Origin of the sequence: Bradyrhizobium sp. 160 (genome assembly GCF_023073735.1) — a bacterium.
In the GTDB taxonomy this organism is placed as follows: domain Bacteria; phylum Pseudomonadota; class Alphaproteobacteria; order Rhizobiales; family Xanthobacteraceae; genus Bradyrhizobium.
The window spans coordinates 127,168-150,362 of the sequence record NZ_JADPKD010000036.1; the positions used below are offsets into that span (position 1 = coordinate 127,168).

General features: G+C 64.4%; 22 protein-coding genes. 11 read left to right on the forward strand and 11 right to left on the reverse strand.

Annotation, left to right across the window (positions count from 1 at the left end; all coding sequences use genetic code 11):
* Window positions 1–45: 45 nt before the first annotated feature.
* From IVA98_RS16775 to IVA98_RS16800, 6 genes are all read right to left on the reverse strand, one after another.
* Window positions 46–978, reverse strand: a complete 933-nt coding sequence (locus IVA98_RS16775) for a lipid A biosynthesis lauroyl acyltransferase (protein WP_247295671.1) — start codon at window positions 976–978, stop codon at window positions 46–48.
* An 8-nt stretch (window positions 979–986) separates the two neighbouring features.
* Window positions 987–2,264 carry a beta-ketoacyl-ACP synthase gene (locus IVA98_RS16780; protein WP_247355224.1) on the reverse strand — a complete coding sequence of 426 codons (1,278 nt, stop codon included), beginning with the start codon at window positions 2,262–2,264 and terminating at the stop codon, window positions 987–989.
* 14 nt (window positions 2,265–2,278) lie between these two features.
* On the reverse strand, window positions 2,279–3,487 hold the full coding sequence (locus tag IVA98_RS16785) for a beta-ketoacyl-ACP synthase (RefSeq protein WP_247295667.1): 1,209 nt from the start codon (window positions 3,485–3,487) through the stop codon (window positions 2,279–2,281).
* Window positions 3,484–3,954 carry a 3-hydroxyacyl-ACP dehydratase FabZ family protein gene (locus IVA98_RS16790; protein WP_247355225.1) on the reverse strand — a complete coding sequence of 157 codons (471 nt, stop codon included), beginning with the start codon at window positions 3,952–3,954 and terminating at the stop codon, window positions 3,484–3,486. The genes IVA98_RS16785 and IVA98_RS16790 overlap by 4 nt, the downstream gene beginning before the upstream one ends.
* A gap of 10 nt (window positions 3,955–3,964) precedes the next feature.
* The gene (locus tag IVA98_RS16795) at window positions 3,965–4,252 is read right to left on the reverse strand and encodes an acyl carrier protein (RefSeq protein WP_094974763.1); all 288 of its coding nucleotides are present in this window, start codon (window positions 4,250–4,252) and stop codon (window positions 3,965–3,967) included.
* A 221-nt stretch (window positions 4,253–4,473) separates the two neighbouring features.
* Entirely contained in the window at window positions 4,474–4,815 is a 342-nt protein-coding gene (locus IVA98_RS16800) for a hypothetical protein (protein WP_247295665.1), read from the reverse strand.
* A gap of 320 nt (window positions 4,816–5,135) precedes the next feature.
* Here IVA98_RS16800 and IVA98_RS16805 point away from each other — a divergent pair, with 320 nt between their 5' ends.
* Both IVA98_RS16805 and IVA98_RS16810 read left to right on the forward strand, forming a co-directional pair.
* Window positions 5,136–5,759 (forward strand): ParB-like protein, encoded by a 624-nt coding sequence (locus IVA98_RS16805; protein ID WP_247332802.1) that lies wholly within the window; start codon window positions 5,136–5,138, stop codon window positions 5,757–5,759.
* Between the two features lie 136 nt (window positions 5,760–5,895).
* Window positions 5,896–6,039: a hypothetical protein gene (locus IVA98_RS16810; protein ID WP_247295660.1), complete on the forward strand. Its 144-nt coding sequence runs from the start codon at window positions 5,896–5,898 to the stop codon at window positions 6,037–6,039.
* Window positions 6,040–6,155: 116 nt separating this feature from the next.
* Here the strand turns inward: IVA98_RS16810 and IVA98_RS16815 are convergent, their stop codons facing one another.
* The 3 genes from IVA98_RS16815 to IVA98_RS16825 all read right to left on the reverse strand — a co-directional run bounded on the left by IVA98_RS16815 (window position 6,156) and on the right by IVA98_RS16825 (window position 9,204).
* Window positions 6,156–6,653, reverse strand: a complete 498-nt coding sequence (locus IVA98_RS16815) for an MgtC/SapB family protein (RefSeq protein ID WP_247355226.1) — start codon at window positions 6,651–6,653, stop codon at window positions 6,156–6,158.
* A gap of 10 nt (window positions 6,654–6,663) precedes the next feature.
* Window positions 6,664–7,242: a peroxidase-related enzyme gene (locus IVA98_RS16820; RefSeq protein WP_247295656.1), complete on the reverse strand. Its 579-nt coding sequence runs from the start codon at window positions 7,240–7,242 to the stop codon at window positions 6,664–6,666.
* A gap of 222 nt (window positions 7,243–7,464) precedes the next feature.
* Window positions 7,465–9,204, reverse strand: coding sequence for an ATP-binding protein (locus IVA98_RS16825; RefSeq protein WP_247295654.1), 1,740 nt, complete (start codon window positions 9,202–9,204; stop codon window positions 7,465–7,467).
* A gap of 427 nt (window positions 9,205–9,631) precedes the next feature.
* On the opposite strand from IVA98_RS16825, the gene IVA98_RS16830 reads away from it, so the two are divergent.
* Entirely contained in the window at window positions 9,632–10,600 is a 969-nt protein-coding gene (locus tag IVA98_RS16830) for a catechol 2,3-dioxygenase (RefSeq protein ID WP_247276843.1), read from the forward strand.
* Here IVA98_RS16830 and IVA98_RS16835 read toward each other — a convergent pair.
* A complete protein-coding gene (locus IVA98_RS16835) occupies window positions 10,597–14,127 on the reverse strand; it encodes a molybdopterin cofactor-binding domain-containing protein (protein ID WP_247295811.1) in 3,531 nt (1,176 codons plus the stop codon). The two genes, IVA98_RS16830 and IVA98_RS16835, sit on opposite strands and share 4 nt — an antisense overlap.
* Entirely contained in the window at window positions 14,127–14,609 is a 483-nt protein-coding gene (locus tag IVA98_RS16840; protein WP_247276844.1) for a (2Fe-2S)-binding protein, read from the reverse strand. Before IVA98_RS16840 ends, IVA98_RS16835 begins: the two co-directional genes overlap by 1 nt.
* A gap of 244 nt (window positions 14,610–14,853) precedes the next feature.
* Between IVA98_RS16840 and IVA98_RS16845 the strand changes: the two genes are divergently transcribed.
* The 8 genes from IVA98_RS16845 (at window position 14,854) to IVA98_RS16880 (ending at window position 23,024) form a co-directional block, all read left to right on the forward strand.
* On the forward strand, window positions 14,854–16,311 hold the full coding sequence (locus tag IVA98_RS16845) for a 6-hydroxynicotinate reductase (RefSeq protein ID WP_247295809.1): 1,458 nt from the start codon (window positions 14,854–14,856) through the stop codon (window positions 16,309–16,311).
* On the forward strand, window positions 16,308–17,204 hold the full coding sequence (locus IVA98_RS16850) for a UPF0280 family protein (RefSeq protein WP_247295652.1): 897 nt from the start codon (window positions 16,308–16,310) through the stop codon (window positions 17,202–17,204). The genes IVA98_RS16845 and IVA98_RS16850 overlap by 4 nt, the downstream gene beginning before the upstream one ends.
* 27 nt (window positions 17,205–17,231) lie before the next feature.
* Window positions 17,232–17,816, forward strand: coding sequence for an amino acid synthesis family protein (locus IVA98_RS16855; protein WP_247295650.1), 585 nt, complete (start codon window positions 17,232–17,234; stop codon window positions 17,814–17,816).
* 78 nt (window positions 17,817–17,894) lie between these two features.
* On the forward strand, window positions 17,895–19,097 hold the full coding sequence (locus IVA98_RS16860) for an ABC transporter substrate-binding protein (protein ID WP_247295648.1): 1,203 nt from the start codon (window positions 17,895–17,897) through the stop codon (window positions 19,095–19,097).
* A gap of 68 nt (window positions 19,098–19,165) precedes the next feature.
* The gene (locus tag IVA98_RS16865; RefSeq protein ID WP_247332804.1) at window positions 19,166–21,055 is read left to right on the forward strand and encodes an ABC transporter permease; all 1,890 of its coding nucleotides are present in this window, start codon (window positions 19,166–19,168) and stop codon (window positions 21,053–21,055) included.
* Complete coding sequence (locus IVA98_RS16870) at window positions 21,052–21,843, forward strand: ABC transporter ATP-binding protein (RefSeq protein WP_247355227.1); 792 nt, start codon at window positions 21,052–21,054, stop codon at window positions 21,841–21,843. Before IVA98_RS16865 ends, IVA98_RS16870 begins: the two co-directional genes overlap by 4 nt.
* Window positions 21,840–22,544, forward strand: a complete 705-nt coding sequence (locus IVA98_RS16875; RefSeq protein ID WP_247295638.1) for an ABC transporter ATP-binding protein — start codon at window positions 21,840–21,842, stop codon at window positions 22,542–22,544. Before IVA98_RS16870 ends, IVA98_RS16875 begins: the two co-directional genes overlap by 4 nt.
* A 24-nt stretch (window positions 22,545–22,568) precedes the next feature.
* On the forward strand, window positions 22,569–23,024 hold the full coding sequence (locus tag IVA98_RS16880; protein ID WP_247276851.1) for a MarR family winged helix-turn-helix transcriptional regulator: 456 nt from the start codon (window positions 22,569–22,571) through the stop codon (window positions 23,022–23,024).
* Window positions 23,025–23,195 lie beyond the last annotated feature (171 nt).

Below are 23,195 nucleotides of genomic sequence, written 5' to 3' on the forward strand. Positions count from 1 at the left end.
AATCTGGATTGCTTCGTCGCTTCGCTCCTCGCAACGACGGCGTAACTACCGCCACCTTCTATGCAGCCACAGCCATTGCTCCGGATGCTCGCGCACCCAGCTTTCCACCACGCTCGTGATCGCCTGGGTCGTGCCCTGGATGTCGATCTTGCCGTCAGCATCGCGCACCGGCTTGATCTCTTCGGTGAGCTCGCCGCGAAAGCGGCCGTCGGGCAGGCGGATGATGCGCACACCGTGGATCGGGCACTCGACCTGGCGCAAGAGGCGCGCCAGCATCGGGTTGGCGCGGGTCTTGCGGCCGAAGAAGGTGACCTCGACGCCGGCCGTCAGATACTGATCGATCAGCATCGCGACGTGCTTGCCGTCCTTGAGCGCCTGTGCGAGCCGCAGCGGCGCGTCCCGGCCCGCCGGGATCAACGTGCCCATGTTGACCTGGCGCATCTCCTGGATGATGCGGTCGGCGGAGGCGATGTTCGGTCGGCGATAGAGGATCGCGGTATCCAGCCCATGCGCGACGGCGGCGAGCGCCGGCAATTCCCAATTGGCCAGATGCGCGGCGAAGATCAGCGCCGGCTTGCCGTCGTCGCGGATCTGGTCGAACAGCTCGATGCTGCGCGGCGACAATTCGATCCGGCTCTTCTCGGGGTCATCGCGGTCGTAGTCCCAGACATGGTCGATATGGGCGAACTCGGCGCCGACGCGGCCGAGATTGTCCCAGACGCCCATCAGGATTTGTTCGATCTCCTCCGGCGACTTCTCCGGAAATGCCGCAGTGAGGTTGGCGCGGCCGATGCGATGCTCGCGCAGACGCGGGCCGATCAGCTTCACGACGCGCGCGAAAAAGTCCGAAGTCTTGACCGGATCGAAATAGCGCGTGGTGCGCAGCAAGCCGACCGTCGCGGCGCCGATCAAGCTGCCGCCGAGCGATTTGGCAGCCTCCCGCGCGCGGGCCTTCGTGCTCGCAGTCAGCAGTGCCATGCGTCCGGTCAGGCCGGTTCGCGGGTCAGGATCAGCGAGGCGTTCTGGCCACCGAAGCCGAACGAGTTCGACATTACCGCGGTGACGCGGGCATCGCGCGCCTTGTTGCCGACGACGTCGAACAGGATCGTCGGATCCGGGGTCTCGTAGTTGATCGTCGGCGGGATGCGCTGATGCTCGAGCGTGAGCAGCGAGAAGATCGCCTCGACCGCACCGGCGGCCGAGATGGTGTGGCCGACCATCGACTTATTGGAGGTGACCGGAATTTTCTGCGCGAGCTCGCCGAACACTGCCGACGTCGTGTTGAACTCCATCTTGTCGTTTTCGGGCGTCGCGGTACCGTGCGCGTTGATGTGGTCGATCTGGTCCGGCGTCATGCCGGCATCGGCCAGCGTCTTGTTCATGCAGCCGATAATCGGCTTGCCGTCGGGCGAGGAGCGGGTGCGATGGAAGGAATCGGTGAGCTCGCCGCAGCCGGCGATCACGCCGAGGATCTTTGCGCCGCGCGCGGTCGCCGCCTCGTAGCTTTCCAGCACGAGCGCGCCAGCGCCTTCGGCCATGACGAAGCCATCGCGGTTCTTGGAGAAGGGGCGGGAGGCCGCCCGCGGCGGTTCGTTCTGGGTCGAGAGCGCCGAGAGTAGCGAGAAGCGCACCAGCGCCTCCGGATTGACGGTACCGTCGGTCGCGACGCACAGCGCAGCGTCGGTCTCGCCACGCCGGATCGCCTCGACGCCCAGCTGGATCGAGGTCGCGCCCGAGGCGCAGGCCGTCGACAGCGAGATCGGCGAGCCCTTGGTGCCGAAAGTCTCGGCGAGATGCGCGGCGACCGAGCCGAACATGAAGCGGTGATGATAGTCGCTGTACTTGCCGCCGCCGGAGATGCGCAGGAGGTCGTCGTAGTTGAACTCGGTCTTGCCGACGGCGCGGCCAAGCTCGCGCCGCTGCGGCCATTCGACCTCGACTGGCGCGACCGCGAGGAAGAGGGGGCCAGGGAAATCCGCCTTGGCGCCGATGCCGGCCTGCTCGAGCGCTTCCTCCGTCACCAGCTCCGCCATCCGCTCGGAGAGGCCGGTGGAGGAGAACGGATCGACACTGACGAAATCCACCGTACCAGCCATCGTGGTCTTCAGGCCGTCGACCGGAAAACGCGTGATGGTGCGGATGCCGGATTCGCCGGCGACCAGCTTCGCCCAATTGTCGGCCTTGCCGGCGCCGAGCGAGGTCATGATGCCCATGCCGGTGACGACGACGACGGGACGGCCGAATTTGTCGCGTGGTGCAGTCATCTCGACCCCCTGAGCTAGCTCACTGCCTCGACCAGCGCCATGCCTTCGCCGCGCCAGTGCCCAGCCCCTACCACCACGATCTGGGTGGGCGCGCCCTGCATTTCAATCTCAGTCCCCGTGGAATCATTCGGCGGGAACAATGCACCGCGCGAGATCGACAGTGCGGCGAGGGCAATTCCGAGCGGGAATTGCGTTTCCATGGTGTGGCCGAACATGGTGCCGGTCGAGCGCACCGGCAGATCCGCGTGGCTCCTCAGGAAGCTGCGCTCTTCCGAGGTCGCGGGCTCGGCGCCGGTCGCGCCTGATATGATCGCGGCCTTGCCCTCGCGCTTGGGCAGCTTTTCCCAAAGCTTCTCCAGCGTCGAGGCCATGTCGCCAGGCTGCTTGCGGCGGGCAAGGTCGGCGACGACGCTGGTGAGCTTGGCGAACGGCTTTGCGCCGCGCGCCTCTGCATGCGCCTTCGACTCCAGCACCAGGAAGGCGCCCGCCGAACCGAGCGCGAAGCCGGGATGGTCCTTGCGCGCCCACACCGGAGCGAACTTGTCCTTCAGGTTGAAGTCACCGAATTCGTAGAGGACCATCAGGTCCTTGCGTTCGCCATTGTGCGAGCCACCGACCAGCGCAATGTCGCTCTCACCCGAGGCGATGCGCGCGAGCGCAATGCGGGCCGCGTCCGCGCCCGCGACCTCTTCGCCCATGAAGGTGCGCGAGGTGCCGCCGAGACCATGGACGATGGCGATGTTGCCGGCGAGCAGGTTGGAGAGCTGGGCCAGGAACAACGTCGGCCGCAGGTCGCTCATCAGCCGTTCGTTGAGGAAGCCGGGGGCGTTGGCACCCTTGGCCTCGGCCGTGAGCACGCCGGTGTCGACGTTGAGATCGCGCTCGCCGCCGCCTGCGGCCACCACCATGTCAATCTTCGACAGGATGTCCTTGTTGCCCTTGATCCCGGCGGAATCGAGCGCCAGGCCCGCGGCATAGGTGCCAATACGCTGCCAGGCTTCCATCTGGCGCTGGTCGCCCTTCTTCGGAATCTGGCTGTCGAAAGAGACCGGCATCAAGGGATGCACGATGTAGGGCGCAAAGCCCTTCTCGTCGACATTGATGCGCTTCTCCTGGAGCGCGGCCCAGTTGGCGTCGAGCCCCTCGCCGAGCGAGGTGGCAAGTCCAATGCCGGTGATCCAGACTTCCGTCTGGGCGGGCTTCGTCGCGAAAGTGTCGATCATGGCGAAACGGCCTGTTGCGGAAAGCCGACGCGTTTGGCGATTGCGTCCATGTGTCCGCGCATATCCGCATTGGGAAAGGGAATCTGCGTGAAGGTGAGCGTCGAATTCGCGCGCAGCTTGCCGCCGACCCGGATCTTGGCTTCGGTGACCGCGTAACCCGAGCCCTGATGGCACAGGGTCGCCTCGATGCTCATGACGTCACCGGGGTAGACCGAGCCGCGGACCTTGGCCTCCTTCACGGCAGCGAGGATCGGCATGCGCTCGAACTTCAGCACACCGAGCTGAAGCCAGCCCGAAGCCTGCGCCATCGATTCGATCAGGAGCACGCCGGGCATCAGCGGATAGCCCGGGAAGTGTCCCTCGAAAATGGTGCTTGCGTTCGGAACCTGGGCCTCGACGACAATCGTCTTCTCGTCGACGTTCAGGTCGACGATCCGATCGATCATGTGGAAGTATTCGAGTTGCATGGCCGCGCGCTTAGGCGCCCGCGCCCTTGGCCGCGACGAGCTCGTCGATGCGCGCGCACAGGTTCTTCAGCACGAAATACTGCTCCGTGGTCGCCTTGCCGTCGTTGACCTCCTGGGTCCACTTTTCAAGTGGCAGCTTGATGCCGAACTGCTTGTCGATCGCGAACGCGATATCAAGAAAATCGAGGCTGTCGATGCCGAGATCATCGATGGCATGGCTATCCGGCGTGATCGTGTCGCGCGGGATGTCGCAGGTTTCAGCGATGATCGTGGCGACCTGATCGAATGTGGAAGACATCACTAAGCCTTTGATATATTGCAGGTATTTGTCAGATTTCCAGAGTGGCACGGTGGGCGGGCATCGCGCCCCTGATGACGCCCTCAAACCCCCCTCTGGCCGGGTCGAAAGCCCGTATATCGGAGCGCCGCCCTGAGTTCAATGGAGCCTGCCAGGCGCGGAGACAGGGCTGGGGATGCCCGCCACGGGTCGTCCAGCGAGGGACCGCCGGCAGGGCGAGCCTAGATGTGCGGCGTCGTGATCTTGACGCAGTCGCGGCGACCCATCAGGACGCAATCCTGAGTCCGGCGCAGGTCGGCAATACTCACGGCGAGCCAAATCCCGATCGCGGTCAGCGCGATGGTGAAGGCGAGCGCCGCGATATTGGCGAGCATGCGGTGGCGGAAATCGTCCGGTCCGGTGCGGGGCTGCTCGTAGCGCGACAGGTCGAGCGGCTCCGGCGCCGCGCGCAATGATTGCACGGTGCCGTTGCCCCGGCGAACCATGGCGGAAGGCGAGGTGCGCGGCCTGAATTGGAGCACCCGGTGCTCGTCATCAGAGCTTATGGGCCGCTGGCTTTTCATAGGGCAGGGGATCACTCCGAAGCAGCGATTTTTAGATAGCATACGTGATGACCGCGTTGCAGAAAATCTTCTCAACTCGGAGCTGCATTTCCTATTCGCACTATTTTGCATCGCGTGCCGTCAATCGTCACCAACCGGCTGCGACGCGGTCAGGAATATGCGGTTGCGTTGCCATATTGGCGGGGAACTCACGCCTGCGTTCCGTCCACATGGGCTTGTCATCTGCGCGTGCAGCCCGACGCATTTTGCCGTCACTGGGGTCATGGCATAGTCCAGGGAACTTGTTTCCGCCAATTGCAACCAATGAGGGACCGTTCGAAATGACGAATACGCGTGAGCCGAGAGTGCACCCGGTTCCCATCCTGTCGCTGCGGCCGACGCAGATGACGGTCGGCATGCGCGAGGTCAAGGAGAAGCGCAAGCGCTGGCGCGAGCACGACAAGAAGAAGCAGGCCGACCTACTCGGCAAGCACATGATTCCCGTCGTCTACGGCCCGGACCAGCGCTATTACGTGATCGATCATCATCATCTCGGCCGCGCATTGCACGACGAGGGCATCAAGGAGGTGCTGGTCACCATCGTCGGCGACCTCAGAATGGTCGAGCGCGAGGCCTTCTGGGGCGTCCTGGACAACAAGCGCTGGGTCTATCCCTACGACGCCAAGGGCGAAAGGCGGCCGTTCCGGGACCTGCCGAAATCGGTGGCCGACCTCAAGGACGACCCGTTCCGCAGCCTCGCCGGCGAGCTCCGCCGCATCGGCGGCTTCGCCAAGGATACGACGCCATTCTCCGAATTCCTGTGGGCCGACTATCTGCGCCGAAAACTCTCGCGCAAGCTGGTCGATGCCGATTTCGACAAGGCGCTCGAGAAGGCGATGTCCTCGGCTAGAAGTAAGGATGCGATCTATCTGCCCGGCTGGTGCGGGCCGGCGGACGATGATTAGGGGCGCATGGATACGGCACCGCAATCCGACCTCATCACAGCCTCTTGAGCGAAATCATTTTCCGCCCCGCATGAAGCGGCCCTGAAACAGAGCCGTCCCATCCTTTGGGGCAATCGGGCTCACACGGGAGGCAAGAATGCGCCGTCTGGTTTTCGCTGTTGCCCTGCTTGCCCTTGCGTCAGCAGGGGTTTCGGCCTCGTTTGCGGCGGTTCACCATGCCAAGACATTGACGTTTGCCGAGCGCTTTGCTCCGGCACTCGAGTTGATGACAAAGCGCTAGCGGCATAGCGCTTCGTAGCCGCACGCAATGCATGACCGCGACCCTGCTCGCACGGAACCGCTGGACCCTGCGGCGGAAGAGGTGAGCGCGGCGAGCGCAAGGCGAGCCGAAAGCGCCTAAACGCTGCGTTCAGGCTTCTGCTCGGAGGCCGTTTCATGCAGCTCCTCCTGGCCACCGAGCATCCGGTGCAGCCAGCGCTCGACGCGGCGGCCGACCGTCAGCAGAACGAAGGCGAACGCCAGCGCGGCTGCGACGATCTTCCATTGTCCGGTGCCGCAGACGATGCCGAGACAGGCGGCGAGGAACGTGCAGGCCGCGCTGGTCAGACCGCTCACGCGAAAACCTTTGCTCTCGTGGACAATGACGCCGGCACCGAGGAAACCGATTCCGGTCAGGATGCCCTGGATCACCCGGCTCGCCGCATCGGTGATTCTGCAGGGCTCGGCGAACTCGACCGCAAGCAGCACGACGGCCGCGGTGGAGAGCCCGACGATGCCGAGCGTCTTCAGTCCGATCGGCTTACCTTGCAGATCGCGGTTCAGGCCGATTGCTCCGCCTGCAAGCGTGGCGCTGCCGAGACGCAGCACGATTTCGGGCCAGTCGAGCTCGGTCATTGCCTGTCGATCACTTCTTCGGCAGCCGTCCCATCAGATAGAACTCCTCGTTTGGCCGCATGCCCGTGAAATTCGCCAGCCGATTCGAAAGTGCGAAGAAGGCGGAGATCGCGGCGATGTCCCAGATGTCGTCGTCGCTGAAGCCGTGCGGCGCGAGTGCTGCGAAATCGTCCTCTGAAATCCGCTGCGCCTCGGCCGAGACCTTCATCGCGAAGTCGAGCATCGCCTTCTGCCGCGGCGTGATATCGGCCTTGCGGTAATTAATCGCGATCTGGTCGGCGATGAGCGGATTCTTGGCCCGAATGCGCAGGATCGCGCCATGCGCGATCACGCAATATTGGCACTGGTTGGCCGCCGAGGTCGCGACCACGATCATCTCGCGCTCGGCCGTGGTGAGGCCGCCGTCCTTCTCCATCAGTGCATCATGATAGGCGAAGAAGGCGCGAAACTCGTCGGGACGATACGCCAGCGTCAAGAACACGTTCGGCACGAAGCCGCTCTTCTCCTGCACGGCGAGGAGCCGCGTGCGGATGTCGTCCGGCAGCGTGTCGAAGGCGGGGGCGGGGAAGCGTTGCGCGGGCTTTGTCATTTGCATGGACTCCGGCTCAGGGCCGGCAAACATAGTCGATGCGGGCGGCCGTCTCAACGTGCTGCATACTCCGTAGGGCGTGCCCGAACGCAGCGCAGCGCTTGTCCAGCGGTGTCCTGCAGAGCCGGGGCCCATCTTTCCGAGAGTGCGGTGCGTGTGGCGTGGGTCTCGGCCTTGCGCAGCAGCGTTGCACGCCGTAGCGCGTCCGGGACACGCGCGGCCTTACCTCAACGGCTTCTTCAGCAGCGAGAAGCGGTCGGGATCGAGGCCCATCGACGGTTGCAGCATCGGCGCTTCGAGGCTGGACATCGTCTTGGCGGGAGGGGCCGAGAACAGTGGATCGTTTGGCACGTCGCGCTGCGAGGTGGCGCCGCGCCAGCGTTCGAGCACGGCGCTGACGAAATGCATGTCGTGACCGGAGGTGACCGAGGGCACGCTGCTGATGGTGGCTTCGCCGCGGGGCAATTGATGCGGCGGCACCTCCTTGAAGCGCAGCCGCGTCGGCAGGGCGACGCCCTCCCCGAACGCCAGCACCTCGCGGGTGCCGAGCGAGGGCACGAAGGACAACAGGTTGGCGGCCGCGTCCGACACGGCGGCGCGGAGCAGCGCCTGGTCGCGCTCGTTGGCGAGACGCATCGTGAACAGCGTGTTGCACTGGGAGATGATGGTGGCGTCGAGCTCGGCCGGGCGCTGGGTGATAAGGCCAAGATAGACGCCGTATTTGCGGCCCTCTTTGGCGATGCGCGACACCGCCTTGCGAGTTGGCCCGAAGCCGATGTTGCGGTCGGCGGAGGCGTAGCGATGCGCCTCCTCGCACACGAACAGCAGCGGCGAGACGCCGTCGCTCCACAGGCCGAAGTCGAAAGCCATGCGGCAGAGCACCGAGACGACGGAATCAATGACCTCGGCCGGGAAGCCGGCGAGTTGCATCACCGTCATCGGTTTGCCGTTGGCCGGCAGGCGGAACAAATGGCTGATCACCTCGGCCATGGTGTCGCCGCCGACATTGGCGTTGTCGAACATGAAGGCGTAGCGCGGGTCGTTGCGGACGGCCTCGATGCGCGAGATCAGTTTGTGATAGATGATGCGCGACGAGCGGTTCTCGAGCTTGCCCATGCGCTCGTCGATCAGCGATATCAAGTCGACCAGGCGATACGGCACCGGCGTGTCCGCGGTGTAGCCGACCTGCTTGGGATCGATGCGTTTGAGACCGATGCGGTCGGCGTTCTGGTACTGGGTATAGACGCCCTTGGCGATCGGGATCACCTCAGCGAGAATGTCGAGCTCCTCGGGCACGCCCGCGCGGCCGCCGAACAGCACGTCGACGATTTCCTCGAAGTTGAACAGCCAGAACGGCAGCTTTAGATTTCGCGGATTGAGCACCAGCGCGCGATCGCCGAAGCAGCGGCCATATTCGTTGTGCACGTCGAGCAGGAAGATGCGCAGGTTCGGACGCGCCTTCAGGATCTCGTTCAGCAGGAGCGAGACGCCGGTCGATTTGCCGACGCCGGTCGATCCCAGCACCGCGAAGTGCTTGGATAGCATTTCCTCGACGTCGACATAGGCGACGACCGAGCGGTCCTGCTGGAGGAAGCCGACGTTGATCTGGTCCGACCCGGTCGGCGCGTAGATCGTGCGCAACTCCTGGCTCGTGATCAGGTCGACGGCATCGCCGATGGTCGGATAATTGGTCACGCCTCGCTGGAATTTCGGCTTGTCGGTGGCGTTGAGGATCTCACCAAGCAGGTCGACCGAGGCAATCGCAATGTAATTGTCGCTAGCCGACAGGTTTTCGCAGGAGACCTCGGTAATCATTGCGACGATAACCGAGTTTGCGCAGCGGATACTGACGAAGCGGCCGACGGTCGCCCGAACCTCCGAGACCGGCATCCGGCTTTCCGCCAAAAGCCCGACCCGGGCGAGCGATCCGCGAACCGAAATCACGCGTCCAAAGGATGTCACGATGAATGAACCTGGCAAGAGCAACGGGTTTGGTCCGGACTATGCGCAGCCGTCGCTGCACAAACGGTTAAGCCGCAGGCGCGGCTGCTCCGTTAAATCCGCGGCAATCTGGCCGGAAGGTGGTTCCTAATCCGTACTGAGAGCAGAAATGGCAGAAAAAAGGGAGAGCCGAAGCCAGTTAAGGAAGATTTTACCATTCGAGGCAGGTAAGGTTCCGTCGTTCGGGAATAATTGTTCCCGGGAGCGGCGCCCTTCCATTCGGGCGCTTGATTTGTTGACGAGACCTAATGATTTGTACATTGGTACAAATGAACTGGCGGCGTCAGTGTTCGGCCGTGGCGTGGGCGCATCGCAGTCTCACGCCGGATTGCAGGACTCGGTCCTGCGGATCGTAGCCAACGCTTGACCGCCAGGTTTGGAGGAAAGCATGCAGCCCGAACCGATCCTCGATCTCGCCCATCTCGGCCACATGGAGCTCTTGACGCCCAAGCCAGATGAAAGCCTGAAGTTCTTCGTCGATGTCATGGGCATGACCGTGAGCGGGCAGAACGGCGAGTCGGTCTACTTACGCGGCTGGGACGATTACGAGCGCTATTCGCTTAAGCTCACGGCCTCGAAGACCTCGGGCATGGAGCACATGGCGTTGCGCGCGCGCAGTCAGCAGGCCTTGGAACGCCGCGTCGCCGCGCTGAAAGGCTCCGGCTTTGATATCGGCTGGATCGACGGCGATATGGGGCAGGGGCCGACCTTCCGCTGCCGTGACCCTGATGGACACATCGTCGAACTCTATTACGAGACCGAATGGTATCAGGCGCCGCCGGAGCTGAAGCCCGCGCTGAAGAACCAGGCCCAGCGCTTTCCGGCGCGCGGCGTCAACGTGCGCCGGCTCGACCATCTCAACTGCCTCGCCGTCGACATCAAGGCCAACCGCGAGTTCTTCGAGAACTATCTCGGCTGCCGTCTCACCGAGCAGATCGTGCTGAACGACGGACGTGAAGCCGCGATGTGGCTGACGATGTCGAACAAGAGCTACGACTTCGCCTATTCGCTCGACCATTCAGGCACGCCCGGCCGCTTCCATCACGTCACCTACGCGCTCGACAGCCGCGAGGAGATTTTGCGCGCTGCAGACATTTTCCTGGAGAACGGCGTGCACATCGAGACCGGCCCGCACAAGCACGCGATCCAGCAGACCTTCTTTCTCTACGTCTATGAGCCCGGCGGCAACCGCGTCGAGGTCGCCAACGCCGGCGCGCGTCTCATCCTCGCGCCGGACTGGAAGCCGATCGTGTGGACCGAGGAGGAGCGCAAGAAGGGCCAGGCCTGGGGCCTGAAGACGATCGAGTCGTTCCACACGCATGGCACGCCGCCAGTGGAGATCAAGAAGCACGCTTAGTTTGCGGATGCGCGTGCGCGCGCGATCGTCTCGCGCACGCCGGTCCAGGCCGGCTTGTCCGGTGCGAACTGCTTGCGCAGGAAAGTGACGAGCTCCTCGACCTGCGCGTCGCTCATGCTGCCCTTGAAGGCGGGCATGTAACCGAGATCGCTCGACACCGGCTCGGCAATGCCGTGCAGGATCACCTGCACGAGATTGTCCGAGGTCGCGCTGTGCAGATTGCTGTTGAGCGCGAGCGAGGGCCTAGTGCCGAACAGAGGCAGGCCGCCGATCTCGTGGCAGACCGCGCAGGCGCCGAGATAGAGCCGCGCGCCGTTGGACGCAGCGACGGTGACTTGCGTCGCGTTCTCGAGTTTCGTTGCGAGCGCGTCTTGCATTTGTCCGTCGCTCGCCGTGTCATTGAACGAGTTGAGATAGACCGCCATTGCGCGGATGTCCTGATCGGACAGGACCTTGAGGTCCCGGACGATCGGCGCCATCGGGCCGGCCGCGACGCCATGATAGCGCGAATGACCGGTGCGCAAGTACGCGAAGAGTTCGTCCTCGCTCCACGGAATAGGTGCGCGGGAGAGCGAGGTCAGGGCCGGCGCCTCCCAGCCCTCGGCAAAGCCTCCGGCGAGATAGGCCTGGCGCTGCTCGGCACCGAGTGCATTGCGCGGCGAATGGCAGGCGCTGCAATGGCCGAGACTCTCGACGAGATAGGCGCCGCGATTCCAAAGCTCCGACTTTGCGCGATCGGGCTTGAATTCATCCGCCTGATGAAACAGCGCGTTCCATCCCGCAAGCAGTGGCCGAAGATTGAAGGGGAAGGCGAGCGCGTTCGCAGGCTGCGTCGCGCGTACCGCGGGCTGTGCCATCAGGTAGGCATAGAGAGCCTGAAGGTCGGCCTCGCTGGTCTTCGAAAAATGCGTGTAGGGGAAGGCAGGATAGAGCTGCCGTCCGTCGCGATGCACCCCGTCGCGCATCGCGCGCTCGAAGGCGCGGTAGGACCAGGCGCCGATGCCGGTCTCGACATCGGGCGTGATGTTGGTCGAGTAGATCGTGCCGAACGGCGTTTCCAGCGCTCGGCCGCCGGCATTGAGCGCGCCTCGAACCGTGGTATGGCACTCCGCGCAATTGCCGAGCGCCGCGAGCTGCTGGCCGCGGGCAATCGTTGCTGCGGAATAGACCGACGCGTCGGGCCGCGCGATGGGCGCGATCGCGCGCGCCGGGAGTAGCGCTGCGCCGACTCCGATTGCGGCGGTGCAGACGGCCGCGATCGTCGCAAAGATACCGGCGCGTTTGGCGAACGGATTCTCCCAGATGCGGGATGGCGGCGGGGTGGCGGGAGCGGCCAGGGCCTGCGGCGTGGCCGCCGCATCGCCGTGTAATCCCCTGAGAATGCGTTCGGGCGTGAATGGCGGCTCGCGAAAGCGCACGCCGGTGGCATCGAAAATCGCGTTGGCGATCGCCGCCGCGCTCGGTACCGAAGCGGACTCGCCGACGCCGAGGGGCGGCTGGTCCTGACGCGGCAGCATCAAAACGTCGATCTTGGGCACCTCGGGGAAGAGAATGATCGGATAGGCGCCCCACTCGCGCGCCGCCACCGCGCCGCGCTCGAATGAAACCTCCTCCATCAGCGCGCGGCTGGTGGACTGGATGACGTTGCCGTGGATCTGGTGGCGCACGCCGTCCGGATTGATCATCAGCCCGGAATCCTGTCCGGCGACGACGCGCGTGACGCTGACATCGCCGGTCGTCTTGTTCACCGCGACGTCGGCGATCCAGGCCGACCACGCCGCGCCATAGCCGGGGAACTTGCTGTGGATATAGAGCGCATAAGCAAAGCCGCGCCCGTGCACGATCTCACCGTGTTTCTCCTCGCGCACCGGTCGCGGCATCCAGCCTGCGCGCTCGGCGACCGCATTGACGAGGTCAACGGCGCGCCGATCCTTCAGGTAGCGCAGCCGGTACTCGATCGGATCGACGCCGACCTCTGTTGCGGCCTCATCGATATAGGACTCATGAGCAAAGGTGTTCGGCAGCGCCGAGACGCCGCGAAACCAGGACGCGCGCACGATCGGCGGCATGTCATGGGCGATGACGCGCATGTGGTCGTAATCGTAAGGCGGAATAGCAGTGCGGTCGCCCATCTGGAGCACGGCGGGCTCGGGCGAGATCCGCCCGGTCAGCAGCAGCGCCAGCGTCGGCGCTGCGTTCGAGGGGTAGCGCGTGGCGAGGTCGTAGGCAGCGATGCCGCCGCCGGCGTCGAGGCCGCCATTGACGTCGATGAGCTGCGCGGTGCCCTTTGGTTCCCAGGCGTGCTCCTGCTCGCGCGTCAACTGCACGCGCACGGGCCGGCCGACCGCGCGCGACAGCAGTAGGGCGTCCGCCGTGACGTCATCGGCGCAGTTGCGGCCATAGCAGCCGGCGGCTTCCAGCCGGATCACCTCGATCTCGCTCTCCGGACGCTCGATCAGCAGCGCCAGATCGCTGCGCAGCACGTGCGGGTTCTGCGTGCCGGACCAGACGCGGATGTTGCCGTCCTGGAAGTCGGCGACCGCGCAGGACGGGCCGATCGAGGCGTGCATCTGATAGGGCCAGACATAAGTGCGCTGCATCGGCTTGGCCGCGCCCGATATCGCCGCGTCGACGTCGCCCTTGTCGATCAGCGTGCGCGGCGTCGATGGATTGGCGCGCAGCGCGCTCTCGACATCAGCGAGATCGGTCAGCGCGGGTGTCGGCTTCCAGGTCACCTTGAGCTGCTCTGCCGCTCGGATCGCATTCTCCTCGCGCTCGGCGACCACGCCGACGAAATCGCCGATGCGCACGACGGCAACCAATCCGGGAATGTCGCGCACCGACGCCTCGTCGACGGCGATCAGGCTGGTGCCGACGAACGGACCGGCATCGACGCCGGCATAGGGCGGACGCACCACGCGGCCGTGCAGCATGCCGGGCACGCGGATGTCGTGCACGAAAGTTAGCTCGCCCGTGGCCTTGGCCGGCAGGTCGACCCGCGGTACCGACTGGCCGACGATGGCATAATCGCCAACCGCCTTCACGACGACGTCATCGGCAAGCTCCAGGCTGATCGTCTCGCCGCCGATCAGTTCGCCATAGCTGACGCAGCGATTGTCGGGCCCGCGAACGAGACCGTCGTCGATCTTAAGCTCGGCCGCCGGCAGTTCGAGCCGCTCGGCTGCGCGTGCGATCAAGAAGTGCCGCGCCTGGGCCGCGGCCTTGCGCAAGGGCACAGCCGTGATCTGAATCGTCTCGCTCGCGATCGTCGCGCCCTGGTTCGGCACCAGTGCGGTATCGCCGAGCACGATGACGACGCGCGCAAAGGACACGTCCAACTCTTCGGCGATGATCTGGCCGAGCGCCGTGCGGATGCCGGTGCCGAGATCGACATGGCCGTTATAGGCTGTGACCGAACCGTCCGCGGTGATGCGGACATAGGTCTCGGTTGTGACCTCGTCCACGGTGCGCAAGACGACGAGCGAACCGGATGGCCGCTCAGCTCCGTTCGAATGGGAGGAGACCATCAATCAGCGGCCTCGGTGAGCTGGCCGGAGGCGCGCATCACCGCGCGCAGGATTTCGACATGCGTGCCGCAGCGGCAGAGATTGTAGCGCAGTGCCGCCAGCGCTTGCTGTTCGGTCGGCCGCGGATTGACCGCGAGCAGCGCCTTGGTGGTCATGATCATGCCGTTGAGGCAGTAGCCGCATTGCGCGGCCTGCTCGTCGATGAAGGCCTGCTGCACGATGTCCGGCTTGTCGCGCGTGCCCAAGCCTTCGAGCGTCACGATGTCGCGGCCATCGCAGCCACTCACGGGAATCACGCAGGAGCGTGCCGCGGCCCCGTCGATCAGGACAGTACAGGTGCCGCATTCACCGAGGCCGCAGCCATATTTCGGCCCATTGAGCGCGAGGTCGTTGCGCAGCACGTAGAGCAGCGGCGTGTCTCGAGCCGCAGTGACCTCGTGGATCCTGCCGTTCACGGTGAGGCGGATCGGTGTCTGCATCATCCTCGTTCCCAAGCCCTGTAAACACGCGATTTGTAAGTCGCGACGATACCGTTTGTACACAAACGTGCAAGCCGTCATGCCGCACTGCAGCGCGAATGCCTCCTTTGTGGACAGGGCGGATAGGCATATGAGCTTTTATGCGGCAGGTGCACCTTTTGCGCCGCACCGCCGCTTGACAGCCATCGGGACCGCGCGCAACATCGTTCGTATACGAATGATAACCGCGGTGTCTGCTGGCTCTGACATGGTGATGGAAACGACGAGCGCTGCCATCGACAAGATACGCTGCGATGCCTGTCCGGTGATGTGTTACATCAAGCCGGGTGCGGCGGGAGCTTGCGACCGCTACGCTAACCACGACGGCAAGCTCGTTCGCGTCGATCCGCACGTGATCCTGGAGCGCACCGTCTCGCATGGCGGCAAGCTGGTGCCGTTCAGCCGGACCGAAGACTGGGACGGCAAGATCGTCCACGAGCCTTCAACTTTTGTGACGGCGATCGGCGCGGGCACGACCTATCCCGACTACAAGCCGGCGCCATTCATCGTCTCCGCGGAGGTCGATGGCGTCGACATGGTGACTGTGGTCACCGAGGGCATCTTCTCCTATTGCGGCGTCAAGGTGAAGATCGACACCGATCGCTATCTCGGGCCGGAGACCGCGACCGTTCGCGCGCAAGGCGAGGCGGTGGGCCACGTCACCACCAGCGAATACGGCTCGCAGATGCTCTCGCTCGGCGGCGTGCATCATCTCACTGGCGGCTCCAAGAAAGAGGGACGCGTCACCTGCGACACGCTGATGGATCTCGCCAATTGCAAGGCGGTCGAGCTCACCATCGACGGCGGCGCGACCGTGGTGGTGCAGGCCGGCCAGCCGCCGATCGTCAACGGCGTGAAGGAAGAGCGCATGCGGGTCGGCTGCGGCTCGGCGACGATCGGCATGTTCGCCAAGCAATGGCATGGCAAGGTCGATGAGGTCGTCGTGGTCGATGACCACATCACCGGCGTGCTGTCGGAACATCAGGCCGGCAAGCTGCTCGACATCGCCGATACCGGCATCAAGATGAAGGGCCGGCGTTCGACGCCCGGCCGCTATTTCCAGGTCGCCGAGCCCGGCACCGGCTGGGGGGGCACCAACATCTCGGATCCGCTCTCGATTCTCGGGCCCTTTGATGCCAAGGAAGCCAAGCCCGGTCTGACCATGCTGATGGTCTCCACCACGGGCGAGCATTCGTCCTATTATGTCCTCGACGAGGCTTTGAAGCCGGTCGAGACCGAGATGCCTGATGACCTGAAGTTTTCGGTCGAGCGCATCCAGGAGAATTGCGAGCCGGCGCTCTGCACGGTGCTGTTCATGGCGGGTGCCGGCGGCTCGTTGCGCGCCGGCGTCACCGACAATCCGGTGCGGCTGACGCGCTCGGTTAAGGACGCACTGACGCGCGTCACCAGCGGCGGCGCGCCGGTCTATGTCTGGCCCGGCGGAGGCATCACCTATATGGTCGACGTGACGCAGATGCCCGCGGGCGCATTTGGCTACGTGCCGACGCCGGCGCTGGTCGCGCCAATCGAGTTCACCATGAGGCTGTCGGACTATGCCGCGCTCGGCGGTCACATGGATCATGTGAAGCCGCTTTCCGAAGTGCAGAGCGGTGACGACGTCCGTCAATTGCCCTGGCAGAACCCGATCCCGGGACGGCGGGCATGACACGGCGCGCGCAAATCGCATTGCTGTCTGACGGCCGACGGCTGCATTTGCAGGATGGACCGATTGATTTGATCGTGGAGGCGAGAGGGCCTGCGGACGAGGTGCGCGCGGCCTATGAGGCTGCAGCGCGGCGGTTCACCGGATTGTTGGATGAGCTCTGCGCGGAACTGCCGGAGCTGCGGACGGCCGCTGAGGAGCGCACTTCGCTGAAGGGCGTGGTCGCGCGGCGGATGCATGCCGCTGTCTCGCCCTATGCGGCTGATTGCTTCATCACGCCGATGGCCGCCGTTGCTGGCAGCGGGGCGGAGGAGATCCTTGGCGCAATGCTCGGAGCCGCGACACTCAATCAAGCCTACGTCAACAATGGCGGCGACCTCGCGCTTCATCTGGGCGAAGGCGAGCATTTCTCTGTCGGTCTGATTGATCGGCCTGATGGCTCCGGCGTAATGCGGACCATGAGGGTCGATTCGACCGACCCTGTACGCGGAATCGCGACCAGTGGACGCCACGGTCGTAGTTTTTCGCTCGGTATCGCCGACGCGGTGACGGTGTTGGCTGCAACGGCATCGCAGGCCGATGCGGCGGCCACGATCATCGCCAACGCGGTGGATCTGCCGGGACATCCGGCCATCATCCGCAAGCCCGCCAACGAGCTTCAGCCTGACAGCGATCTCGGGGCCCGTCTTGTCACCCGCGAGGTCGGCAAGTTGTCGCACAATGAGATCGCGGCCGCGCTGGAATCTGGCGCGGAATGTGCACGGCATTTATTCGATCGCGAATTGATCGAGGGTGCCGTATTGCAGCTTTGTGGTGATATGCTTGTCATCGGACCAAAAGATATCGAACGGCAACGATCGCGCCCGCCTATGCTGGAGACTGCGGTTCATGCCTGAACAGGGAAGCGATTTGAGGAAACAATCATGAACGCGATCATCCGCAAGATCGTCACCGTCCTCGAAGAGACCCAGATGGAGATGGGACGTCAGGTGTCGCCGCCGACGCGGCGCGCCGCGGCGATCGCCGTGATCGAGAATCCCTTTGCGGGGAAATATGTTGAAGACCTTTCGCCGCTCATCGCGATTGGCGAGGAGCTGGGCGAGCTGCTGTCGAAGCGCGCGGTGGCGGCGCTCGGGATCGATGGCGCAAAGGTGCAGAGCTACGGCAAGGCCGCCGCGGTCGGCGAGAACGGCGAGCTGGAGCACGCCGCCGCTATCCTTCATCCGAAGATGGGTGCGCCGGTGCGAAAAGTGCTGGGCAAGGGCGCGGCGCTGATCCCGTCGTCGAAGAAACGCAGCGGCCCGGGCACGACGCTCGATATTCCTCTGGGGCACAAGGACGCGGCCTTCGTACGCAGCCATTTCGACGGCATGGAGGTACAAATCAACGATGCACCGCGCGCCAACGAAATCATGGTCGCAGTTGCCGTCACCGACAGCGGCCGTCCGCTGCCGCGCGTCGGCGGGCTGACGGTTGCGGAGATCAAGGGCGAAGACGGTTTGAGATAGCGCGTCCGGAGAACCGGGCACGGGTTCTCCGATCAGATCGTTTGCGAAAGACAGAGAAGTTCAAAACTGGAGGTTGGGATGCGAGCAAGAAACGTTTTTGTCGGCGCGGCCTTCGCGCTTCTGGCCGACGGCATGGCCCATTCGGCCCTGGCGCAGGACATCAAGATCGGCGAGATCAACAGCTATTCGCTGTTGCCGGCCTTCACCGAGCCCTATCGCAAGGGATGGCAGCTCGCCACCGAGGAGATCAACGCGGCCGGTGGCATCAACGGCAAGAAGCTCGTCGTCATCTCGAAGGACGATGGCGGCAAGCCGGCGGATGCGCAGACCGCTGCCAATGAGCTCGTCTCCAGCGAGGGCGTTGCGATGCTCGCGGGCACGTTCCTGTCGAACATCGGCCTCGCCGTCAGCGACTTCGCCAACCAGAAGAAGGTGTTCTTCCTCGCGGCCGAGCCGCTGACCGACGCGATCACCTGGTCGAAGGGTAACAAATACACCTTCCGCCTGCGTCCCTCCAACTACATGCAGGCGGCGATGCTAGTGGAGGCAGCCAGCAAGCTGCCGGCGAAACGCTGGGCGACGATCGCGCCGAACTACGAATACGGCCAATCGGCGGTCGCGGTGTTCAAGAAGCTGATGTCGGAGAAGCGCCCGGACATCCAGTGGGTCGACGAGCAGTGGCCGCCGCAGGGCAAGATCGACGCAGGTCCGGTGGTGCAGGCGGTTGCCGCCGCCAACCCGGAAGCCATCCTCAACGTCACCTTCGGCGCCGACCTCGTCAAGCTCGTGCGCGAAGGCAACACCCGCGGCCTGTTCAAGGGGCGTGAGGTCGTCTCCTTCCTGACCGGCGAACCGGAATATCTCGATCCGCTCAAGGACGAGACCCCGGAGGGTTGGATCGTCACCGGCTATCCCTGGTACTCGATCAAGACGCCGGAGCACGACGCCTTCCTGAAGGCCTACCAGGCCAAGTACAACGACTATCCGCGCCTCGGCTCGATCGTCGGCTATCAGACCATCAAGTCGGCAGCGGCAATCCTGGCGAAGGCGGGCTCGACCGATCCGGAGAAGCTGATCGCCGCGGCCGAAGGCCTGTCGATGCCATCGCCTTTCGGCGAAATCACCTTCCGCAAGATCGACCATCAGTCGACGCTCGGTGCCTATGTCGGCAAGACCGCGCTGAAGGATGGGAAGGGTGTGATGGTGGATTCGTCCTACAAGAAGGGCGCGGACTATCTGCCCAGCGATGCGGAGGTCGAGAAGCTGCGGCCGAAGGATTGATTATCTTTCCCCTCCCTCTCCCCACTCTTCGTGGGGAGAGGTGACTTCAACCTCAACCCGGACCGCCGATGGCCTTTTACGTCGTACAGTTTCTGACCGGTCTTGCCAGCGCAGCGTCGCTGTTCCTGGTGGCCTCGGGCCTGTCGATCATCTTCGGCGTGACGCGGATCGTGAATTTCGCGCATGGCGCCTTCTACATGATCGGCGCCTATATCGCCTTCACTTTGACCGAGCGCCTCTCCGGCGCCTTCGGCTTCTGGGGCAGCATCGTGCTGGCCGCGCTCGCGGTGGCGCTGATCGGCGTCCTTGTCGAGATGGTGCTGCTCCGGCGCATCTATCATGCGCCCGAATTGTTCCAACTGCTCGCGACCTTTGGCCTGACCTTGATGGTCGAAGACCTCGTGGTGCTGATCTGGGGACCTGACGACCTCGTCGGCCGCCGCGCGCCGGGCTTCAAGGGGGCCATCGATTTCTTCGGCCAGAACGTTCCGAGCTATGACCTATTCCTGATCGTGCTCGGACCCGTCGTGCTCGGCATTCTCTGGCTGCTGTTTCAGCGCACGCGCTGGGGCGTGCTGGTGCGCGCCGCAACGCAGGACCGCGACATGGTCGCCGCGCTCGGCGTCAATCAAAAGTGGCTGTTCACCTCCGTGTTCGCGGTCGGCGTCTTCCTCGCCGCTCTCGGCGGCGCGCTTCAGATCCCGCGCGATGCCGTGCATCACGCCATGGATCTCCGGATCATCGTCGAGGTCTTCGTCGTGGTTGTGATCGGCGGCCTTGGCAGTATCGTCGGCGCGTTCGTGGCGGCGGTGCTGGTGTCCGAGCTCAACGCCTTCGGCATCCTGATCTTTCCGAAGATCTCCATCATCCTGGTTTTCCTGGTGATGGCAGTGGTGCTGATCGTGCGGCCCTGGGGCCTGTTCGGCAGGCCCGAGGCGGCTGCGCGCAAGACGCCGGGCCTCACCGTCAGTCCTTGGCGCCCGCTGACGCCGAATGAGCGGCTGGCTGCGCTTGCCGCGCTCGTCATCGCAGCGACGCTGCCGCTGTTCGCCGGCAATTACGCGCTGACGGTCGGCTCGGAGATCGCGATCTTCGTCATCTTTGCCGTCAGCCTGCATTTCCTGATGTCGGTCGGCGGGCTCGCATCGTTCGGCCATGCCGCCTATTTCGGGCTTGGCGCCTATGGCATTGCCTTCCTCGCCAAGATGGCGGGGCTGCCGATGATCGTGTGCCTGTTGCTCGGCCCGCTGCTCGGCTGCCTGGGCGCGGCCGTGTTCGGCTTCTTCGCGGTGCAGCTCTCCGGCGTTTATTTCGCGATGCTGACGCTCGCCTTCGCGCAGATCGTGTGGTCGATCGCATTCCAGTGGGTGGACGTGACAGGCGGTGACAACGGCATTCTCGGCCTCTGGCCGTCGAGCTGGGCCGCGAGCCCACCGCATTTCTACTGGCTCGCGCTCGGCGTCGCGGCGCTCGTCACGATCGCGCTTCGAGCCATGGTGTTCTCACCGTTCGGCTATGCGCTCCGGGCAACGCGTGACTCGGCGCTGCGCAGCGAAGCGATCGGCATCGACGCGAAGCGCATCCGGTGGACGGCCTTCGTCATCGCAGGGACCACCGCTGGCATCGGCGGCGCGCTGTTCGCCTACCTCAAGGGCAGCGTCTTCCCCGACAATCTCGGCATTTCGCTGTCGGTCGATGCGCTGGTCATGGTGCTGCTCGGCGGCGTCGAGACGGTGTCGGGCGCGGTGATCGGCGCCATCGTCTACAAGGCTTTGAATATCTGGCTGATCAGCCAGACCGACTTGTCGAAGCTTGTGCTCGGCGGCTTCATCATGCTGATCGTCGTCGTCTTCCCCAAGGGCATCGTTGGCGTGCTCGAGATGCTGGCGCAGCGTCGTAAGAAAGCATCGCCGCCGGGATCTCCCTTGCTTGCCAAGCCGATCGAGTCCGCCGAATGAGCGTCGCACCCCCACTTCTCGCGGTCGAAGGCCTGACCAAATCCTATGGCGGCATTCATGCCGTGCGCGCCGTGTCGTTCTCGTTGCGTGCAGGCGAGATTCTGGCGCTGATCGGCCCGAACGGCGCCGGCAAGAGCACCTGCTTCGACATGCTCAACGGCCAGAACAAGCCGGACTCCGGGCATGTCCGCCTGCTAGGTGAAGAGATCACCGGCAGGAAGCCGCGCGAGGTTTGGCGGCTCGGCGTCGGGCGCACGTTCCAGATCACCGCGACCTTCGCCACCATGAGCGTGCGCGAGAACGTGCAGGTCGCGTTGATATCGCACGGAAAGCAGTTGTTCAATCTGTTCGGCTCGGCGCCGAAGTTCGACCGCGGCGAAGCCGGTCGGCTGCTCGAGCTGGTCGGCATGGGCGGCTACGCCGATCGCCCCTGCGGCGAGCTCGCCTATGGCGACCTCAAGCGTCTCGAGCTTGCGGTGGCGCTCGCCAACCAGCCAAAGCTGCTCTTGATGGACGAGCCGACCGCGGGCATGGCGCCGCGCGAGCGCGTCGACCTGATGCGGCTCACAGCGCAGATAGCGCGCGAAAAGTCGATCGGCGTGCTCTTCACCGAGCACGACATGGATGTCGTATTCGAACATGCCGACCGCATCATCGTGCTCAACCGCGGCGCGCTGATCGCCGAAGGCTCGCCGGCCGAAGTGCGCGGCAATCCGCAGGTGCAGGCGGTCTATCTCGGCGAAGGCCTCGTCTATGATGCCCGCCATCGCGAGGGAGCCTCGGCATGAAGCTGACGGTCGAAGCGCTCAACAGCCATTATGGCCCGGCGCATATCCTGTTCGACATCGGCTTCGAGGTCGGTGAGGGCGAGGTCGTTGCGCTGCTCGGGCGCAACGGCGCGGGCAAGTCGACGACGTTCCGCTCCATCGTCGGCCTCGTCGCGCAGCGAACCGGCCGCATCATGTTCGAGGGCAAGGATGTCTCGGTGCGTCCGACGCACGAGATCGTCCGCGAGGGCCTCGGCTATGTGCCGGAGGAGCGGCGCATCTTCACAGATCTGACCGTTGAGGAAAATCTCGAGGTCGGCCGCCAGCCCAAGCGTCCGAACGCGCCGCACTGGACGCGCGAAAAACTGTTCGCGCTGTTTCCAAACCTGGGCGAGATGAAGAATCGCCCCGGCGGGCGCATGAGCGGCGGCGAGCAGCAGATGCTCACCATTGCGCGCACGCTGATGGGCAATCCGTCGTTGGTGCTGCTGGACGAGCCTTCGGAGGGACTGTCGCCGAAGATCGTGGAGCAGATGGTCGATGCCATGCTGACCATGAAGAAGGAGGGCGTCAGCATCGTCGTCTCCGAGCAGAATCTGCATTTCGCGCGGCTGATTTCCGATCGCGCCTACATCATCGAGCGCGGCCGCATCTGCTTCGGCGGCAGCATGGCCGAACTCGACGCGCGTCCGGACATCCGCGACGCGCATCTGTCGTTGTGAGGCAAGGGGAAGGGCTGCGAACGGATGGCGAGAAGCGTTACGGCGAAGAAGAGCGTCAAACCGGCAAAACCGCCTTACGTGCTCGACGAGCAAGTCGGCTTCATCCTGCGCCAGGTCTGGCAACGCCACAGCTCAATCTTCTCGCGCGATATCGGCACCAATTTGACGCCGACGCAATGGGCGGCGCTGTCGAAGCTCGCCGAGACCGGGCCGTGCTCGCAGAACCAGCTCGGACGTCTCACGGCGATGGACGTCGCGACCATCAAGGGCGTGATCGACCGCCTCACGGCGCGCGGCTTGACCGAGACGAGCCAGGATCCGGAAGACGGACGGCGCTTGCTGGTCAGCCTGACGCGCGCGGGTCAGCAGCTTGCGGAGAGGCTGGCGCCAAACGCGCTCGCGATCACCCGCGAGACGCTCGCGCCGCTGGATGCAAAAGAGCGCGAAACGCTGATGGCGCTATTGAACAAGCTCAGGTGAAGGTGCCGTAGCAACCATTAAGTGACGGCAGTTTTTTGCTCCGCCCGGATCGTCTGCGCCTGCCATGATGACGCCGTGCTCGCGTCCGTCAAGGCGTGGCCTGGCAACAGACCACGTGAGGTTCGAGCGAGCGACGGCCATCCTTGACGGACGCTGCGCGCGACGTCATGA

Coding starts and splice junctions, on each gene's coding strand:
- IVA98_RS16865 (WP_247332804.1), top strand. CDS start 19,166: ATGGCCTTTTACGTCGTACAGTTTCTGACCGGTCTTGCCAGCGCAGCG.
- IVA98_RS16855 (WP_247295650.1), top strand. CDS start 17,232: ATGAACGCGATCATCCGCAAGATCGTCACCGTCCTCGAAGAGACCCAG.
- IVA98_RS16820 (WP_247295656.1), bottom strand. CDS start 7,242: ATGACAAAGCCCGCGCAACGCTTCCCCGCCCCCGCCTTCGACACGCTG.
- IVA98_RS16880 (WP_247276851.1), top strand. CDS start 22,569: ATGGCGAGAAGCGTTACGGCGAAGAAGAGCGTCAAACCGGCAAAACCG.
- IVA98_RS16775 (WP_247295671.1), bottom strand. CDS start 978: ATGGCACTGCTGACTGCGAGCACGAAGGCCCGCGCGCGGGAGGCTGCC.
- IVA98_RS16870 (WP_247355227.1), top strand. CDS start 21,052: ATGAGCGTCGCACCCCCACTTCTCGCGGTCGAAGGCCTGACCAAATCC.
- IVA98_RS16815 (WP_247355226.1), bottom strand. CDS start 6,653: ATGACCGAGCTCGACTGGCCCGAAATCGTGCTGCGTCTCGGCAGCGCC.
- IVA98_RS16800 (WP_247295665.1), bottom strand. CDS start 4,815: ATGAAAAGCCAGCGGCCCATAAGCTCTGATGACGAGCACCGGGTGCTC.
- IVA98_RS16835 (WP_247295811.1), bottom strand. CDS start 14,127: ATGGTCTCCTCCCATTCGAACGGAGCTGAGCGGCCATCCGGTTCGCTC.
- IVA98_RS16785 (WP_247295667.1), bottom strand. CDS start 3,487: ATGATCGACACTTTCGCGACGAAGCCCGCCCAGACGGAAGTCTGGATC.
- IVA98_RS16860 (WP_247295648.1), top strand. CDS start 17,895: ATGCGAGCAAGAAACGTTTTTGTCGGCGCGGCCTTCGCGCTTCTGGCC.
- IVA98_RS16805 (WP_247332802.1), top strand. CDS start 5,136: ATGACGAATACGCGTGAGCCGAGAGTGCACCCGGTTCCCATCCTGTCG.
- IVA98_RS16810 (WP_247295660.1), top strand. CDS start 5,896: ATGCGCCGTCTGGTTTTCGCTGTTGCCCTGCTTGCCCTTGCGTCAGCA.
- IVA98_RS16790 (WP_247355225.1), bottom strand. CDS start 3,954: ATGCAACTCGAATACTTCCACATGATCGATCGGATCGTCGACCTGAAC.
- IVA98_RS16830 (WP_247276843.1), top strand. CDS start 9,632: ATGCAGCCCGAACCGATCCTCGATCTCGCCCATCTCGGCCACATGGAG.
- IVA98_RS16875 (WP_247295638.1), top strand. CDS start 21,840: ATGAAGCTGACGGTCGAAGCGCTCAACAGCCATTATGGCCCGGCGCAT.
- IVA98_RS16845 (WP_247295809.1), top strand. CDS start 14,854: ATGGTGATGGAAACGACGAGCGCTGCCATCGACAAGATACGCTGCGAT.
- IVA98_RS16795 (WP_094974763.1), bottom strand. CDS start 4,252: ATGTCTTCCACATTCGATCAGGTCGCCACGATCATCGCTGAAACCTGC.
- IVA98_RS16840 (WP_247276844.1), bottom strand. CDS start 14,609: ATGATGCAGACACCGATCCGCCTCACCGTGAACGGCAGGATCCACGAG.
- IVA98_RS16780 (WP_247355224.1), bottom strand. CDS start 2,264: ATGACTGCACCACGCGACAAATTCGGCCGTCCCGTCGTCGTCGTCACC.
- IVA98_RS16850 (WP_247295652.1), top strand. CDS start 16,308: ATGACACGGCGCGCGCAAATCGCATTGCTGTCTGACGGCCGACGGCTG.